We start from the raw sequence: 17,725 nt of genomic DNA, 5'->3' as shown, positions 1-17,725 counted from the left end.
TTGCGCTGCTCGGTCGAGCCGAGTCCGGTCGGCTGCGACGGCCTGGCTGAGTTGCTCGGAGGCTTGGGCGCGCAGCGACGCCACGAGCGTCCAGTCGACCCCGACCACGGGCGAGTCGTCAGCCGCCCTTGGCGTGCCCAACAACCGCGGCGTCGAACTCGCCCGTGGTCCGATCGTGGGCAGTGGCTGGGTGAAGAGAGGAAGCCGAGTGAGGTCGGGCGTCGCGTCGATGCTGTCGCTGGTCACGAGCGAACTCCTTCCAGCTCGCTCCGACTGCGTGAAACAGCCGAATGGATCGAGGCGATCGCAGCTTGGAGACCACGGGCGAGTGGGCCGGTCTCGAATCGCTTCGGTGGTTGAGCTCCGCGGGAGAAGACGGCTGCCGACTCGGGATCCTCGGGTAGGGCTGCTACCACGGGCGAGTTCAGAACCCGGCCCACCTCACGCGCGCTATACGGCTGACCGTCCCCGATCACGACGAGTCCAGCCTGTTGCCAGTCGAACGTGCCGTGCTGCACCGAATCGGCCCATGACCGGACCGCCGAGAGGGCAGGCAAGCTCGTCCGCGCCACGATGAGTGTCAGGTCGGCGTGCGCGAGCAGGGGTTCCGGTGAACCGACGAGTCCGAGCCGACCGGCGTCGACGATGACGTCCTGACCGGTCGACTCCAGGTCCGCAAGCTCCTCTGAGAGCGGCAGCCAGAGATCGCGCAGAGCGGGCGCTTGCGTGTGCGACCGGGTTCCCGCGACGAAGGACACGGTCGTGCCCGAGATCCGCTGCGAGACCTCGGCGAGCCCGTCGCGGATGCTGCTTGATGTGAGCGCGAGCTCGATCAGCCCGGCCTCATACTCCCGCGTGCCACGGAAGTAGCCGGCCAACAGACCCGACCCTCCTGTCGGGTCGGCCTCGATGAGCAAGACCGGGCGTGGCCACAGCAACGACAGTCCGAGCGCCGTCGTGGTGACCCCGGGCGCACCGGATGCCGAGGCAAGGGCGATGACAGCCATCAGCGTTCCCGGGAGTCCAGGACGAGGGCGACGTTGCCGGTTGCGGCGCGGGCAGCGAGGACAGCGGCATCGGCGTGAGGCACGAGTAGATCGACGATCAGCTGGCCGGTCTCGCTTGAGGTGCGCACGCCGGCGACCGTCGCCTCGCTGAACTGCGGCACACCCTCCGGCATCTCCGCCCCTTCAGGAGGCGTTACGACGACGCGCACTCGATCCCCGGTGGCGAGATCCAGTCCAGGCGCCTGGGCCGGCGTGAGTGCGACCCCGACGATCGAGTTGTCGGCGTCCGGCACCACACCTTGAGAGAACGACTCCGGAGTGAGCATCGCGCCCGCAGCAACGTCGTACGCCGCTCGTTGACCGACCACCTGGTTGAACTGGCTGGCCGGCACCGGTTGGAGTGCCGGGTCGGCGCTGACCCGCACCCGGGCGAGATCATCGGCCTTGATCACAGCGCCGCGCTCGATCGTGGCCCGCGCGACGAGGACCTCCTGGGTGTTCGTAGTTGCCGTCCAAGCCCAAGCGGCGAAGAGAGCGCCGAGGCAGATCGCCACGAGCGCGGCGACGATCAGAGCCGGTCGACGCCGGAGTTTCGGCGGCGGCACAAGCGGACTGGCGGCGGGACCCGACTCCTGGTCGAGTGTCCTGTCGTCTCGGGTGGCCGTCTTGCTCATTGTCCGTTGCTCCCTCCGCCCAGCTACTGCACGAGCACCTGCGCTTCTCCGATGGCGATCTGGGCTTCACGGACGAGTCCGTTCAGCCGGATGGTTCCTGTTTGACCTGCGCCCGCCCACTCGATGACCCAGTCCGACGTCGCCGTGACTTTGAATTTGTGGTCCGGCTTCGGCGAGCTGGATGTCGTGTAGACGTAGCCGCAGTCGGCCGACTTCTTGTTTCCGTACTCCGGCTTGTACGGCGTGCCGGCTGTCCGGCACGTCACCTTGTGGCCGTCACCCATATCCCAGGTGATCTGGTGAACCCGAGCGGTCGCAGTCACCGTGATGCCGCCCGCAGTCGCCGACGCGGTGGCAGGACCCCAGGTGTGCGCATCGGGGTTGGCGACCCACATCCAGATCGGCATGCCGACGAGGCCGATGCGGCCGTCCTCCGCCTTGGGAGCGATGCCGATGTTGATGGCCGTGAGCTTCATGTCGGAGATGGCGATCTGCGCCACCTCTCGGGGCGTGGGACCGCTTCCCGAGTTGGGCGGCGGATCCGCCGACCACACGAGGATCATCAGGTCCGTCTGTGGCTGGTAGCACTGGTACACGTCGCCGTCGCCGGGTTCGTGGCCCTGCCAGCTCGGGTCCCCCGCGGCAGGTTGCGGATCGAGCAGCTGGATGTAGCAGTGATAGCCGTTCGACCAATAGCCGTACTCCGAGCTGCACGGCACCGGGCCGGGCGGTGGCTTGCTGATGCCTTGTGCGGTCCCGTCCCAGTAACAGGCGGCGCCCGAGCCGGTGTCCTTCGGCCCGTCGTCTCCAGGATCGCCTGGGGTTCCCGGCGTCCCTGGGACCTCGATCCAGATCAGGCAGATCCCGGTGTCGGGGTCGGTCTGACCGCAGACAGTGTCGGCGTAGGCTGGTGATGACACCAGAGTGACCAGCCCGCTTGCGAGGGCTGCGACCGCGACCACGATGGTCAGGAGCCTGCGCACGGCTCTTTCTCCAGGTCCGAGCCGCCTGACACCCGCCAACCGTCGGTCGGTGCTGTCTTCCACTTGCCGTTGGTGACGGTGAAGCGCGTCCAGCCGACGTCCTTGCGCTCGGGTGACACCACTGATTTGCCGCTGCGATCGATGACGTCCACGCCGCTGACGTCCCAGCACACGTCGACCACGGCAGTCGCTGGGTCATCCAGGCTGACGGATTGAACGCTCAACTTCACGACCTTGGTCATGCCGGTTTGGTGAAGCCCGTCTGCTCGTTGGCGCTTCAGCAGGTTCTTCTGCGCGAGAAGTTGTGCGCTCGACGCCACGGCGTCGAGGTCGGAAGCGGGACGCTTCGGGTCCTGCCGAACCTGGCTCACCGTCTCGAAGTACTGCCGCACCATGGCGGACGCCGCCTCGGAGGCAATCTCGCTTTCGGAAGGCGGCGTCGATGAACTTGTGGTCGGGGCCGGCGTGCTGGGGGCGGTGGTCCCAGGCGCCGCGGGATCATTGCCGTCGTCGGCACACGCGGTCACCGCGACCAGCAGCATGACTGCTGTCGCTACAAGTGCTGTTCCCCGATTTCGCGTCATTTCCCGAGACCGTTCCCTTCCGTGGGGTTGGGTCACGGAAGTGCGAACGACGCCCTGCTGACGGACTGGCAAGGCACCGTCATGTCCTATTGAGGCACCGGTGACCCACCAAGCGCAACCGTCTCTCATTCCTCACCTCCTCCAACTTGCGGCCGACAGCGCCGCCGATCGTTCGGCAGGTGCGCACGGTTTCCCGCGCCCGGACCGACTGCCTCCTCCAGAGTCCACACCTCTGGCACCGTGAGGAGGTCTCAGTGGCCGGGCCTGTGGATGGACCGTCGTGAATGGCCGGCTGTGGAACCGGGGGCGCACCTTCATGCCGAGGAGGTGCGCGGCGATGACCGTCTCCATGCGCAAGATGTCGGCTGGCGAGGGCTACAAGTACCTGCTCCGAAGCGTCGTCGCTGGCGACGGCAACCGCAGCCTGTCGACGCCGCTGACCCGCTACTACGCGGAGGCCGGAACTCCACCCGGCGTCTGGATGGGCGCGGGGGTCAGCGAGTTCGGGGCCGGGCAGCTCACCGTCGGCACCACGGTCTCCGAGCCCCAATTGGTGCTGCTCATCGGGCAGGGGCGTGACCCGGTCACCGGGGAGCAACTCGGTACAGCGTTCCAGCGTTTCTCCACTCACAAGCAGCGAGTCGACGAGCGCGCCGCCGGCCTGAATCCGCGCCTGTCGGATGAGGAGCGCACGCAGACCCTCGACGAGATCGAGGCCGAGGAGCTGGCGAAGGCGCAGACTGCGACCGCTGGCTTCGACTACACGTTCAGCGTGCCGAAGTCAGTCTCCGTGCTGTGGGGCGTAGCGGATGCGGGTAGTCAGGCATTGATCGTCGACGCACACCACCAGGCCGTCTCCCAGGTCCTAGCGATGCTGGAGCGCGAGGTGGCAGTGACGCGGGCCGGCGCTAACGCGCGAGACGGAGCCTCCGCGCATCACGATGTCGTCGGCGTCGCAGCGACGGCGTACGACCACTGGGACTCTCGCGCCGGCGATCCTCAGCTGCACACCCACGTTGTTGTCTCGAACAAGGTCCGTACGGTGTTCGACGGCCGGTGGCGGTCTCTGGACAGCCGGCCGATGTTCGCTTCGGTCGTCGCCCTGTCTGAGCACTACAACGCCGTGCTCGCCGACATCCTCCAGCGATCGTTCGGCCTGGAGTGGGAGAGGCGTGCGCGCGGCACCAACCGGCACCCCGCCTTCGAGGTCAGTGGTGTGCCCGAGGAGTTGGTGACCGAGTTTTCTAGTCGGTCCAGGACGATCGACGTCGAAACTGATCGGATGGTCGAGGAGTACCGGCGCGACCACGGGCGAGCGCCCGACGCTGCCACCGTCATCAAGCTACGCGCCACTGCGACCCTGACGACGCGGCCTGAGAAGCACATCCACTCGCTCGCCGAGCTCACGGCGGACTGGAGGGCACGGGCGAGCCACGTCCTTGACGGCGACTCGACCGGATGGGCTCGCTCACTGCTCGCCCGTGGAGCGAGAGGTGACTACAACACGCTCGCCCGTGGCCTCCTACTGGCCGACGACGTGTCGCCCGCGGTGGTCACTGAGGTCGCCCGTGCAGCGGTCGGAGCGGTCAGCCAGAAGCGGTCCACCTGGAAGCACTGGAACCTCTGGGCCGAAGCGTCCAGGCAGACGATGGAGTGGCGATTCGCCAGTGTCTGTGAACGTGAGTCGGCCGTCGCCATGATCGTGGAGGAAGCCAAGCGCATCTCCATCTCCCTGACTCCACCGGAGTTGAGCTACAGCCCGGACGTGTTTCGGCGTCGCGACGGAACCAGCCTGTTCCGGCCCAAGCACGAGGTCGCGTTCACCTCCGAGGAGATCCTCGCGGCTGAAGACCGGCTACTCGCCCGTGGTGACGACCGCAGCTCGCCCGTGGTCGATCTGGACACGATCGAGGAGGTCTCAGGAAGAGCGGTCTTGGGTCATCAACTCAGCGATGAGCAGATCGCGACGCTGGCGGCGGTGGCCGTCTCGGGCCGGCAAGTCGATCTGCTGATCGGCCCCGCCGGAGCGGGCAAGACAACCGCCATGCGGGCGCTCCACAAGGCATGGACGGGCGTCCATGGCAAGGACAGCGTCGTTGGCCTTGCGCCGTCGGCCGCCGCCGCGGAGGTACTCGCGCAGGACCTGAATGTCGGCTGTGACAACACAGCGAAGTGGCTGCACGAGCACGACAGAGGGCGAGCTGAGTTCCGGAAGGGTCAGCTCGTCATCATCGACGAGGCGACCCTCGCGGGCACCTTGAACCTCGACCGGATCACCTGCCTCGCGAGCGAGGCAGGAGCCAAGGTGCTGCTCGTCGGCGACTGGGCCCAGCTCCAATCGGTCGACGCGGGCGGAGCCTTCCAGCTGTTGGCCGACGCGCGAAACGACACCCCCGAGCTGACCGAGGTCCACCGCTTCGCCAACGAGTGGGAGAAGTCCGCGTCGATCGACCTCCGTCTTGGGCGCACTAAGGTCATCAGCACGTACTTCCGCCACGAGCGCATTAAGGACGGCGCTCATGACGAGATGGTGGACGCTGCCTACCTTGCCTGGCGAGCCGATCTGCGCGAAGGGCGCAGCAGCCTGCTCGTCACTGAGTCGACTGACGCGATGGTCCAACTGAACGTGCGCGCCCGTGCCGAACGGCTTCGCGACGGCGAGACTGAGGCGAGTCGAGAGGTCGAGCTCCACGACGGCACCCGGGCCTCGGTTGGCGACCTGATCATCACGAGGCAGAACCACCGGCGCATCCGTGCCCTGCGTGGCGGGTGGGTGAAGAACGGAGACCGCTGGCGCGTCACCGGCGTCAGTCCGGATGGCTCTGTGGTTGCCGAGCGGCTCGGGATGAAGATCGGCGCCTCGGTTGTGCTGCCCGCCGAGTACGTCGCCGAACACGTCGACCTCGGCTACGCCGTCACCGCCCACCGTGCCCAGGGCATGACCGTCGACACCGCACATGTCGTCGTTACGGGCTCGACCACCCGGGAAAACCTCTATGTCGCTATGACCCGCGGCCGACAAACCAACATGGCGTACGTCGCCCTCGACCGGCCCGACGAGTCGCACGCCGCGCCAACGCCCGAGGAGGTCACCGCCAAGTCGGTCTTGTTCGGGGTGCTCAAGCACTCGGGAGTCGAGCTTTCGGCCCACCAGACGATCACCGAGGAGCAGGAGCACTGGTCGTCGTTCGCGCAGGTTGCAGCGGAGTACCTGACCATCGCTGCCGAGGCGCAACGCGACCGATGGGTCGTCGAACTCTGCTCGTCTGGGCTGACCGACGACGAGGTGGACGAGGTCATCGCGTCCGACTCGTTCGGGCCGCTGGCCGCCGAGTTGCGACGAGCAGAGTCGTCCGGCTGCAACATCGCCAAGATGCTGCCCAAGGTGGTGGCGCAGCGCGGACTCGCTGACGCCGAAGACATCGGTGCCGTCCTGATCAGCCGAATCAGGCACGCGACATCCCAGAGGAGTCGCGGCCGACGACATCATGCGGGGCTGATCGCCGGGCTCGTCCCCGTCGCCAGCGGCCCGATGGCGGACAGCATGCGCCGGGCGTTGACCGAGCGCCAGGAACTGCTGGAGTCGCGGGCCACAGCATTGGCGGAGGCGGCCGTCGGCGGTCGCCTGGCATGGGTCCGCAGGCTCGGCGAACCGCCCGCCGATGCTCGCCAGCGTGACTGCTGGATGCGGGAGGTTCGGGTGGTCGCCGCCTATCGCGACCTGTGGCAGGTCGACAGCGATTCTCCTGTTGGCTCAGCGGGCGCCTCTGATAGGCAGCGCGTCGACGAGGCGAGGGCGAGGAAGGCCATACGGCGTGCTTCCGAGATCGCGCAGCCGACTGGCGACACGAGCCAGCGTGGGCTCGCGCCTGAAGCCCGGGCGCTCGGCTGATCGGCTCCACAGGCGGGCGACCGCGCCGGTTGTCCCCAGTTCAGACCAGCGGGTTCGGCGAGCGTCGGTGCCCGGATGTAGCGGTGGAGTGAGCCGATCTGAAGGAGACTCCCATGCTCGCCCTCTCGATCCACCTCGCCGCGGCCATCCGCGGCTACTTGGCCTTCTACATGCCCACGAACCGCCTTGTCGATTGGCTGCGCACCCCGCGTGGCCTCAAGTGGGCAATCCCTGTCGCGTTTGTGGCAACGCCCGGCTACCTCTTCGCCATGAGCGTCGCCGCCACCGTTGTCGACCGCGGTGGCCCTGGGTACCTCAACGTGCTGGCGATGCTGTTCGCGTGGAACGCGATCAAGATTGCGGTGGTGGGTGTGATGACCCCGCTCCGCTGGCTGAGCATCGTTGCCGACCGTTCGAATCACGTGGATCGAGACACCGCCCTGGCGCCATGAGATCGGGGTCGGCGGCGATTGCACGTCTCGGACATTTTGTCGGAGGTCTTCACTAGAGTGCCTGAAGGCGGGCTGGTTCGGCTCGAGGTAAGGGTTTTCTCTGACGTTAGGTGATGCGGGTGGCTGGAACGATCGGCTCACTCGTCACCTTTGAAGGGGCCCCGGGAATCGGCCGGGTCGAAGCCGTGGCGGACGGGAAAGCCCGAATCGTCTTCTTCGAGTCTCCGGTCGAGGTCGAGGCCGAGTCACATTGGATCGCGCTGGACCGTCTTAGAGGCGTCGCGCTCGACGAACAGACGCGCGTCTTTGTGCCCATGGTTGATGGTCGATGGCGAGCCGGGCGTGTGGTGGGTGGGCGAACTCCGAACTACTTCGTACGGTTCCCGAACGTTCCACACGACGTGGACATCCCGGAGGGGAGTCTCCGGGTCCGCTGGGATCGGCCGACCAAGGACCCGCTCCAGGTTTTGCTGGCGGGTGCGAACGAGACCCCGCGCTTTCGTGACGCCCGTCAACCCGTCCGCAACCTGCTGCTCGCCGAACGAGCGGCATCGATGTCTGCCACTGGGCTCGTATCGGCAGGCGTAGGCATCCACGAGCATCAAGTCAACGCCGCACTCCGCATCATCAATGACCCAATTCAGCGATACCTGCTCGCTGATGAGGTCGGGATGGGCAAGACGATTCAGGCCGGCTTCGTTGTTCGGCAGTTGCTGATCGACGACCCGACGCGTCGGGTCGGTTTCATCGTTCCCGAAGCGCTTCGCGAGCAGTGGCAGGCCGAACTGTTGGATAAGTTCTATCTCGATGACTTCGCGAGTTCGGATGGACGACTTCCCTTCGCGATTCGTGGCCACCACGAGGTCGACGAGTGGAGCAAGTTTCAGGGCGCTGACCTGCTGGTCATTGACGAGGCGCATCAGTTGGCCCGGGCCGAGTCGCCAGACGACCAGCCGTATTCCGAACTGGCGACTGTCGCGCACGCAGTTCCGAGCCTGCTCCTGCTCTCGGCGACTCCCTTCTCCCGGAAGACGACGAGCCACCTCGCGTTGCTGCATTTGCTGGATCCGGCACTTTTCAAGTGGAGCGATGTGGACGGCTTTGAACGTCTCCTCGAAGCGCGCCGTGAGCTCGCCATGGCGGTCTTCGGACTCGACGAAGAACCTGATCCAGAGAACCCCGAACTGCTTGCCTACCAGTTCGATGCCCTTCGCCGGTTGCTGCCTGAAGACGAACTCCTGGCGGCCGGCATGGCGACGGCGATGGACGCGTTTGGGGAGAACGGAACCGCGGACCGGATCGGTCTGAAGCGTGCCGTGGCCACGGTCCGTGCCCACGTGTCGGAGACCTATCGCCTGCATCACCGCGTCATCCGTAATCGCCGCCACGTCGTGGAGCAGCATCGACTCGATGAAGAGGGCAACATGGCCCCGTTCGAGTTCACGGGACGCGAACGTCCAAAGGTGATCCGACTAGATTCCGCTGAAGGTGACGTCGCGGTGAATGCCGTCGAGACGTGGCTCCGAGCGGTCAGCGCCGACGTGGCGGATCGCGAGATGGACCCCGAGCCTTACGCCCGGGCCGCAAGCGTGCTCGTCTCTCGCTTGGGTGCAGGAACCCGTGACGATGTGATCGCAGCACTCCAGGCGCGCCTTCTGCACGCGTCGGGGGAGACCGGTCTGACATGGCCAGAACTCCAGCGTCTGACTGAAGCTGAGGTACTTCCGTTCGAACAACGCCTCCTGGAAGATCTCGAAGGGGCGCCTGAGCGCGACGGTAGTGACAAGCTCGCCGATGCAATCGCCAAGCGGGTCAAGCCGGCTCAACGCGCCGTGGTGTTCTGTGGACCAGGTGCCCTCGCAGGTCAGGTGGCAGCGGCGTTGCGCGCCCTGCCCGCTCCGTTCCAACTCGTGCACGAACACCTCGTCAGCTCCCCGGCCGGTGCCCGCCAGGAGGCTGTAATGGCCTGGCGTGACAAGGGTGGCGTTCTCGTCGCTGATCAGAGCGGCGATGTTGGTCGAAATTTCCAGCAAGCCGAGATCGTGATTCACGCCCGTTTGCCGTGGGGCCCGAACGAATTCGAGCAGCGGATCGGTCGTGTAGACCGCTACGGAACCGGGCGACCCGCCGCGCAGTACGTCGTGTCCGACCTCGATCCTGATGGTCTGCACACGACGTGGTTGCGAGTTCTAGGGACCGGCTTTGGCATCTTCGGAGAGTCGATCTCGGCCATGCAGGAGATCGCAGACAGCCTCGCTGATGTTTTTTGGAGCAACCTGCTCGTGGAGGGACGTGACTATGCCCTCGAAAGGATGCCTGATATTGGGTCAGCTCTGACCGCTGAACGCCGCCGCATCAACGAACTCGATGCCCTCGAATCGAGTTACGGAGGAGGAGAGGGCGAGGCCCTTGCCAAGAACATCTCGTCCTTCGACTCACGGCACGAGCAAGTCGAGCGCGCATACCTGAAGCTCATCACCGGTGCGGAAGGCTTCATGCTGTCGAGCCGACGCCAGAGCGACGGAAGCATCCGCTTCGATCGCGATCCTCATCAGGCGCCACTTGTCAGCCCCCGACTGCTTGCTCGCGTCGTCACTCGACCAGAGTCGCGTACGGGCTACTTCGACCGGTGGCAGTTGACTGCCGGCCGTCGCATGTTCCGACGTGGCAACCCGTTTATCGACGGGATCGAATCCGTCCTGGCGATTGATGACCGTGGTCAGGCGAGCGCTCAGTGGCGACTCGACCCTGGTTGGCCGCACGACCCACTCGTGTACTTCGGGTACGACTTCCTCATCGAGGCGAACCTCGACCCAGTCATGAACGCGCTTGGTCATGGGCAAGACGGCTTCGCCATAGCTAGGCGCCGTGGGGACGCCGCGCTGTCGCCCGCCTTCCGTAGGATCTGGATTGCCGTAAATGACATGGCACCCGTGGCGGACGATGGCGTTATTACCTACCTCAATCAGCCCGTCATGAAGGGCCGCGACGTCAACCTGAATGCCTCCAGGATTGCCGCCCTGCATGGCGTGCTCGGGGGCGAAGGAGTCCTCCAGGTAGTCGGCCCCGAGGGCTATTTGGTCGCGCGCGACCACCTCACCAAGCAGGCAGACCTAGTTCGGGTGACTCAGCGTGCCGGAGTCACCGTGTCTGAAAGGACGGACTTGCTTGTCGCCCAGTCGAAGGCACGACAGGTTGCCTCCGGGATGGTTGCCGATCCGGGGGCTTGGAGTCGTGAAATCGCGATTGGTCGTGCTCTGGAGGAAGGCGTGATCGCACCGAGTGTCCGCTTGACTGCGGTGACGTGTTTGGTGCGCTCGGCTCAGTCATGGAGTGAGTATGTCTAGAGACGATCTCGGCGTCGCCGCGATTGCCCTCGGCGTCTGGCCGAATGCTCCGCACGTCGACGATGAGCCGAAACACATATCCGACGCCTGCCGGCGCCTCCTCGACGCATTGGCAGCCCTGACGTCGGGCGCGTCAGCCTGGCGCGACGTTGCAACGCTGGTGCGGCAGGTCCTCGTGACTGCGTCGGCTACGTACGGGTCGCGCCCATCACTGACCGTGCCAGTTGGTGACATGTGGCCGACCGCGGCCCAGTGGCGTGATCTGCACTGCGTTCCAACCAGCCTTGCTGATGGGCGCTTGAGCATCCGCGCCCTCAACTGGGCGCCGGCTCTTCCGGCGGCCGGCGAAGCAGACGAAGTCGCCAAGGACCAAGTTCTCGCGGCCTTCCGTGACGCCGACCCGGTGTTCGCGTCGGTGCGAGCTGACCCGTTCTGGCCGAAGGCTCACGGCGCGAACTTCAAGGTCTACCGCGGGGAGACTCAGCGTCAAGCCGCTCGTGCAGCGGTGCTGAGCCGTGACGAGACCCTGATGGTTGCCCTACCGACGGGACGTGGCAAGACTGCCGTGGCGTGGTCCAAGACCATGCTTAGCGCCTCGGGCGTCACCGTGGTCGTTGTCCCGACGGTTGTGCTTGCCCTGGACCTGGAACGGCGGACTCAGGAGTTGGCGCGTGCTCGCAAGCTCACCTTGAGTCCACTCAATCGGTTTGCCTACGTCGGCTCGCTGGATTCGGCGACCAAGGAATCACTTCGTGCTGCAATCCGCGCGGGCACTCAACGGCTCCTGTACACCAGCCCAGAAGCCTTCGTGAGCGGGCTCGCGCCGGCGATCCTCGACTGCGCAAGCAGGGGACAACTCCAGCAGATCGTCATCGACGAAGCTCACCTGATCGACCAGTGGGGCACCGACTTCCGTCCCGAGTTTCAGACGATGCCGGGCCTGGTCGCTGAGGCTCGCAACCTCGCTCCGGATGGTTCCCGACCCTCGGTACTGCTCCTGAGTGCAACGCTCGGTCAACGCTCGGTCGACGTCCTGCAGCGTCTCTTCGGCACAGGGCACTCGGAGTTCGTGTGGGGCACTGAACTGCGTGCCGAACCGGCGATCTTTGTCGACCGGGCAGGAGACGAGTCGACGCGGCGTCAGGCCATTCTGAACGCGGTGGATGCCCTTCCGAAGCCGCTAATCCTGTACACGACGCGTGTCCGGGATGCGCAGGAATGGGTCACTTCCCTCACGGCCGCTGGCTATCGCCGGGTTGCGGGCATCACCGGTGAGTCGACGGAGCACGAACGCGCGGAGGTCGTGGAGTCCGTGCGAGGGGTTCGGGCCGACGGTCGCCACATAGCGACCACGGTCGACGTCGTCGTGGGAACCTCAGCGTTCGGTCTCGGCTTGGACCTTCCGAACGTGCGCAGCGTCATTCATGCATGCGTGCCCGAAACCATTGACAGGTATTACCAAGAAGTGGGTCGAGGCGGCCGAGACGGACGGCCAACGGTTGCGTACCTGTGTGAGGCGCCCGGCGACCGCGACGTCGCCAAGCGCTTGAACTCGGCGGTCCTCATCGGCGACGAAAAGGGTTGGAGTCGGTGGCAGGACCTGCTCCGCCAGGGCAAGAACGTCTCCGGTCTGAGGTACAGGGTCAACCGGAGCGTTGTCCCCGCTTACCTCCCCGAGGGCTTCAATGAAAGCGCACAGTGGAACGTCCGAACTCTCACACTCATGGCGCAGGCAGGGGCGATCCGATTCCAGGTCCCACGCTGGCGCGACGGGCATGGGGATGGCGAGACCGATCGCGACACGTTCTATGAGTCGGTGCAGGACCTCCTGGAGTTCGAGTTGGCAAACGGGGAGTTCCTCAACCGCTCCGGTTGGACGGGGGCTACGGAGCGACTTCGATCTGAACTCCGGTCATCCCAGGAACTCGCGCTTGGTGCCATGTTCGACGTGGTGGACGGTCATCGTTGCGTCGGAAGGGTTCTAGCTAGTCACTACCGCGTTCGGTATCGCGGTGGTTTGCTCTCCACCGCACCCCGATGCCGGGGATGCCCGTACTGCCGCATGAACCCCGACTCCGCGCCGGGCCTGGATGTGCCCGAACCAAGCCCGACGCTCCCGAGGGTCGGGACGCCGACGGATCCCCTGCAAGCGTGGCGCGGAGCGTCACCTTGGGCGTTCGTTTGGTACGCGACTGGCGAGCGACACGACGTGATCCTCACGCGGTTAGCTCAGCGCGGATTGCGCCTTTTCGCGGGCCTCTCGATCCAAGAGGCCGATGTCCTCCAACGAAGTGTGCCAACGTGTCCTGTGATCTTGGATGACCCTGAATCGGTCGTTCCGCTCATGTTGAGGCATCCCGATCCACTTGTCGTCGTGGTCCCCGACGGGACCGTGCCACTCACTCTGAGAGAAAGGCTGGACCTGGGCTTGGTCACCTACGTGGTGGGGCCCCAGTCCACAATTAGCGACGTCAAACCAGGTTGGACGCTGGCGGACACCGCTGACGTGAGCATTCGAGCGAGCGCGCTCATGACGGAGTTGTAGATGAAGGTTCTTGACCCGGGACAGGGAGTCGTGCTCCCGCAGGCCATGTGGCTCTGCTATTCGACGATCGCCAAGGCCTCCGGCCTAGCCGCTGAGGAGGTCCTTAGCCTCGTCTTGCCGCAAGAGTTGCGGTCGCACGCGCCGTCAGACGGTGCGCACGCCAAGCAGGCCCTGTCTGCCCTCGTTGAGTTCGGGCTCGTCTCTTCGGACGATGGCCTGCTCAGCGCTGAGCCATTGGATGCCGCGGGGTTCCTGCGCCGCTTGCGATACCAAGTCGTACGTCCGCCAGGGGACGTGTCTGAGTCCTTCGACGGGGCCACGGACCTGCGTTCCGGGCTCATCTGGTTGATGACGCAAAGCCCTTTGGTGCCACTCCACTGGAAGAGCAACGTGCAGGTGGCCATGCCGCCTGGTCTCTTCACGAACGACACGCGTTGGAACAACTTCCCGACGTGGGCAACCACGCTCGGGTTTGCGCGCCCTGCACTTCGTGCCCTTGTCCCGCCCGATGCAGCCAACAGGGCACACTTGGTTGCTGACCCAACAGAGGCGATTCTCGATGTCATCGCGCATCCGTCCTCCGAACCTCTGCCCGCTGGTGTCCAGATTCCGGTGGCGGCGTTCATGGCCTTCTTGAGAAGAGAGTTGCCTGTTCTGCCGGGGCACCCGTCAGCGACGTATGAGGGGCTAAATAGCGACCCTCAGGACCAGCTTGCGGCCGTTGGACTGGCGCTCAACAGCGCCGAGGCACGCGGGATTCTCACGATGGGTTACCAATCAGACCCAACCGGAGTGCTTGCACTGCCTGACGGCGGCCGGAAGGCGGGCGCCAGGTACGTCTCGACCATTCAGATTGAGGCAAACAAGTGAGCACCCTTCCGATTGGCTTCACCTGTTGGCAGGCAGAGTCCGTGGCCGCCACCATTCCAACAGAAGCAGCAACTCCCTCCGATCAGGTTCTTCTGGCGACCCACTCGCCGCTGCGAATCCGGCGCGAAGGTGCCGCGACTCGGAAGCAAGCGGAGTTCGTCTCTGAGCACGAGGTTGTGCAGGAGTTCCTGACTTCTACGCCGAACGCAGGAGTCCTGATCGCACCTGTTCTCGGTGAATCCGGCGCCGGCAAGTCCCACCTCGTGCGGTGGGCCCACGCGAACATTCCCCGTATCGACGGTCGGCATGTCATCTACCTGCAGAAGACTCAGACCAGCCTCCGGGACGTTGTCGAGCAACTTCTGAACGGTAGGACCGGGCCAGCCTTCGACGAGATTCGTCGGCAGGTATCGGGTCTCGGAACTGCAATCTCCATCGAGGAGATGGAGCGCAAGATCCTTGCTGAGCTCGCCGAAGCGCTTCGCGCGCGAGAGCCGCAGGGATTTCTCGACAAGCCACTTGTCGGAGAGCGCGGACTCGCCCTCCTCTTCCTGGACCCTCTCTTCCGAGAGCACCTGCTGCGTCCTGGGTCATTCATCAACCGCCGTGCCGTGCATGCGCTCAACGGTCGCGACCCTGATGAGCCGGACGTCCCTTTGGAGTTCACGGTTGACGAACTTCCGCTGGACATCACCGACGTTGCCAATCTTGCTGATGCATCGAAGGCCGCGCAGAACCTGTTCCGTCAGGTGGTGGTCAATACCGATATGCAACTTGAGGCCGTCAGGATCCTCAACGACTCCCTTGACCTCGCCGTCATGAAGGCCGCCAATCTGGGCGTCGGGAATGTCAACCGAGCGTTCATGAAGCTCCGGGAGGAGTTGGTCGGCGACGAAATCGTGCTCCTGATCGAGGACGTCGCGCTTATCCAGGGTGTCAGACGAGACCTGTTGGACGCGATCCACGAGTCGAGCATCGTTCAGGGCCAAGAGAAGTACGCGGCGGTTCGAACACTTCTCGCGGTTACGCCGTCGTATTACCGAGAGAACTTGCCTGAGACGTTCAGGACGCGCGCAGAGGCAAGTTCGCCGAGTTACGTCGTTGACGTCCAGATCGACGGCGCCAAGACGAGCGACGCGGACCTTGTTGACTTCGTTGGCCGCTACCTCAACGCAGCCCGGCTCGGCAAGGACGTCCTTGAGGCAGAAATGTCAGCGAACAAGGCAGCTCCTAACGCCTGTGACGCCTGTCCGTTCAGCGACTCCTGCCACAGCACCTTCGGTACGTCGGAGGCCGGGCACGGCCTCTACCCGTACAACGAACCGGCCGTGTTGCGTGCGGTGCGAGCATGCGTCGACCCGGACAACCCGCAACTCTTCAGTCCGCGGCGGGTGCTCGCCGGCGCGATCCGTGAGGTCCTGATGGACGCCGCCGGCCAGTTGCCCCGAGGCGACTTCCCGCCTGGCCGACTCCTTGGCGAGCGAACTCGAAATGCTGGTCTTCAGGCGCTTCCGCTCGCCGCGCGGCAGCGACTGGAGGAGGACTACCCGAAGGACTTGGCCCCGCGACTTGAGTCCATGCTCGCGTTCTGGGGCAGGGCCGGAACGCGGCCCATCCCGGATGCGGTCTTCGCGACGTTTGGGCTCGACCCCATCGCATCGGGCGATGGTTCGGATGGGGTCGAGGAGCCTGAGTCGAGCGTCCGCGACGAGGAGTCGCGACGCGCAAAAGCAGATGGGCTACCGAAGTCGGTCCAGCGCCAACTGGAGGCCATCGAGGAATGGTCGGCGAAGGACAAGACTCTTCCTCAGGACATGGCGCGCATGATTCGCTCCTTTGTGCGCGAAGCCGTCCTCGCGCGCGTTGAGTGGTTCGACCCGGTCATCAAGTCTCCGGATGCCGACACCGTCAAGAGGGCTGTGCCCGACAACGCGAGAAGCATCTCGATTGAAGGCGCGCAGGAGGGAATCGGTCAAGGCGTCGAACCGATCGTGCGGCTCAAGCGGACAGCCCGAAATGCGGTGCTGCTCCAGGGCCTGATCCTGATTCAGTCAGGCTTCGCGGAACTCTCGGGAGACGCACTCGCGCGGCTGGATGCCGTGGCTGTGGACGCTGTGCCCGCGGCCCGGGCACGCATCCTTGCCACATTGGAATACGACGAAGCTGGGATGGTCGAGGCTGCTCGTTCCCTCATCATTGGCGCGCTTGCGTGCGGCCACATTGTATCGACGGCACGTGACGTTGACCTGATTCGCGCGGTGGCCTGGCGTGGAGACATGGCTCGTGAGGACGCTGCCGCGCGACATCCTCAATGGGTCGACAGCCATCGGGGATACATGGCAGAACGGGGCGCAGCCGTTGAGCGCTTCCTGGGCGGAATCGGCGCAGCACAGGGCGCTGGAGGCGTGCACGCGCTCGACAGTGTCCGCCTCACGAAGATCGTGAAGGCCGCCAGGGCACAACTCGACGAACTTCCGAGCGCGGTTCCGGTTTGGTGCGCGGACGCCAATCGCAAGCTGGCAATCCTGGTTCAGGTTGCACCCGCCCAGATCTCGTTCTGGGCGGACCTCGTTCAGCGTGTACGCCGATTGCTTCCAGAATCCGAGTCGTACATCGACACCGTTGACGCGGTGGTTCTAGCTGCGCGCGAGGGCCAGGCCCAAGGGCTGGTGAAGGTCAAGGACCTTGCGGCTCTGGAGCAGGCGAATGAGGCAGCCCGCAGGCTGGACGCGAGAGGCGTGCCTGAGGTCGAGAAGGCGCTCGCGGGTGCCTCTGGTCAGCGCGGCGTGGCCCTCGCCCGGCAGCTTGGTCCATCAGCCGGCAAAGATCTGAAGCTCATCGCCGAGTATCTGGAAGAGAGCGAGCGCTGGGTCGAGTCAGGAATCAGCGACGCGGAGATTGACCCGGGCGCCAAGATCGATATCGACGAAGCCATCGACAGCCAAGTGACCCGCTGGCTGAACATCATTTCGAACGGGGCAGACAATGAATGACCCGCAGCCCGTCGGTCTGCTTGTTCGGGCAAAGCGTCTTACGAGCCTGGCCCGACAGGCACGCGAAGGTGCCGAGGCCATCCAGGACCACACACGGACCGAGACGGCCTTGGCCAAACTCGACGCATCCTTGAGTGAACTTGAGGCAGCGGTCAGGCTTGAGTCCAAACTTGTCAGCAGTGGCGTCACGTCGGCGAGCGAACTCGATCTGACCAAAGCCCCGAAGGATCTGCAGAGGCACATTGCCAGCGTTGGGCGACCGAGCCCCCAACTCTTGACGGCACGCGCAAACGACGCTGCCAAGACCGTCCGCGCACTATCGGACTCCGCAACTCAGGCATGGAGTAGCTGGTCGCAATCTCGGCTCAACGCTCTGCC

Annotated in this window: 10 protein-coding genes; 6 read left to right on the top strand and 4 right to left on the bottom strand. The window is 65.1% G+C overall.

The window, feature by feature from the left end; translation table 11 throughout:
• Positions 1-242: 242 nt before the first annotated feature.
• The 4 genes from PD653B2_RS07720 to PD653B2_RS07705 are packed head-to-tail and all read right to left on the bottom strand — an operon-like array spanning position 243 to position 3,206.
• A complete protein-coding gene (locus tag PD653B2_RS07720) occupies positions 243-1,007 on the bottom strand; it encodes a hypothetical protein (RefSeq protein ID WP_085871750.1) in 765 nt (254 codons plus the stop codon).
• Positions 1,007-1,681 (bottom strand): SAF domain-containing protein, encoded by a 675-nt coding sequence (locus PD653B2_RS07715; protein WP_085871749.1) that lies wholly within the window; start codon positions 1,679-1,681, stop codon positions 1,007-1,009. The genes PD653B2_RS07720 and PD653B2_RS07715 overlap by 1 nt, the downstream gene beginning before the upstream one ends.
• A 23-nt stretch (positions 1,682-1,704) precedes the next feature.
• Positions 1,705-2,664, bottom strand: a complete 960-nt coding sequence (locus tag PD653B2_RS07710; RefSeq protein ID WP_085871748.1) for a hypothetical protein — start codon at positions 2,662-2,664, stop codon at positions 1,705-1,707.
• Positions 2,649-3,206, bottom strand: a complete 558-nt coding sequence (locus tag PD653B2_RS07705) for a hypothetical protein (protein WP_085871747.1) — start codon at positions 3,204-3,206, stop codon at positions 2,649-2,651. Before PD653B2_RS07705 ends, PD653B2_RS07710 begins: the two co-directional genes overlap by 16 nt.
• Before the next feature lie 379 nt (positions 3,207-3,585).
• Between PD653B2_RS07705 and mobF the strand changes: the two genes are divergently transcribed.
• The 6 genes from mobF (at position 3,586) to dpdH (ending at position 17,347) form a co-directional block, all read left to right on the top strand.
• Positions 3,586-7,140, top strand: a complete 3,555-nt coding sequence (mobF, locus tag PD653B2_RS07700; protein WP_242665182.1) for a MobF family relaxase — start codon at positions 3,586-3,588, stop codon at positions 7,138-7,140.
• 113 nt (positions 7,141-7,253) lie between these two features.
• Positions 7,254-7,592: a hypothetical protein gene (locus PD653B2_RS07695; protein ID WP_085871746.1), complete on the top strand. Its 339-nt coding sequence runs from the start codon at positions 7,254-7,256 to the stop codon at positions 7,590-7,592.
• A 119-nt stretch (positions 7,593-7,711) separates the two neighbouring features.
• Complete coding sequence (gene dpdE / locus PD653B2_RS07690; protein ID WP_414689158.1) at positions 7,712-10,939, top strand: protein DpdE; 3,228 nt, start codon at positions 7,712-7,714, stop codon at positions 10,937-10,939.
• Complete coding sequence (dpdF, locus tag PD653B2_RS07685; protein ID WP_085871744.1) at positions 10,932-13,484, top strand: protein DpdF; 2,553 nt, start codon at positions 10,932-10,934, stop codon at positions 13,482-13,484. Before dpdE ends, dpdF begins: the two co-directional genes overlap by 8 nt.
• Positions 13,485-14,354, top strand: coding sequence for a hypothetical protein (locus tag PD653B2_RS07680; protein WP_085871743.1), 870 nt, complete (start codon positions 13,485-13,487; stop codon positions 14,352-14,354).
• On the top strand, positions 14,351-17,347 hold the full coding sequence (gene dpdH, locus PD653B2_RS07675) for a protein DpdH (RefSeq protein WP_278247486.1): 2,997 nt from the start codon (positions 14,351-14,353) through the stop codon (positions 17,345-17,347). Before PD653B2_RS07680 ends, dpdH begins: the two co-directional genes overlap by 4 nt.
• Positions 17,348-17,725 lie beyond the last annotated feature (378 nt).

The sequence above is a fragment of the Nocardioides sp. PD653-B2 genome, assembly GCF_002117935.1.
Taxonomy (GTDB): domain Bacteria; phylum Actinomycetota; class Actinomycetes; order Propionibacteriales; family Nocardioidaceae; genus Nocardioides.
The sequence above is the reverse complement of the archived record's forward strand: the minus strand, read 5'-3'. Positions and strand labels throughout refer to the sequence as shown.

What these genes read in the sequence shown, in the direction of transcription:
- PD653B2_RS07720 (WP_085871750.1), bottom strand. Translation starts at nt 1,007, where the DNA reads ATGGCTGTCATCGCCCTTGCCTCGGCATCCGGTGCGCCCGGGGTCACC.
- mobF (WP_242665182.1), top strand. Translation starts at nt 3,586, where the DNA reads ATGACCGTCTCCATGCGCAAGATGTCGGCTGGCGAGGGCTACAAGTAC.
- PD653B2_RS07705 (WP_085871747.1), bottom strand. Translation starts at nt 3,206, where the DNA reads ATGCTGCTGGTCGCGGTGACCGCGTGTGCCGACGACGGCAATGATCCC.
- PD653B2_RS07715 (WP_085871749.1), bottom strand. Translation starts at nt 1,681, where the DNA reads ATGAGCAAGACGGCCACCCGAGACGACAGGACACTCGACCAGGAGTCG.
- PD653B2_RS07680 (WP_085871743.1), top strand. Translation starts at nt 13,485, where the DNA reads ATGAAGGTTCTTGACCCGGGACAGGGAGTCGTGCTCCCGCAGGCCATG.
- dpdF (WP_085871744.1), top strand. Translation starts at nt 10,932, where the DNA reads ATGTCTAGAGACGATCTCGGCGTCGCCGCGATTGCCCTCGGCGTCTGG.
- PD653B2_RS07695 (WP_085871746.1), top strand. Translation starts at nt 7,254, where the DNA reads ATGCTCGCCCTCTCGATCCACCTCGCCGCGGCCATCCGCGGCTACTTG.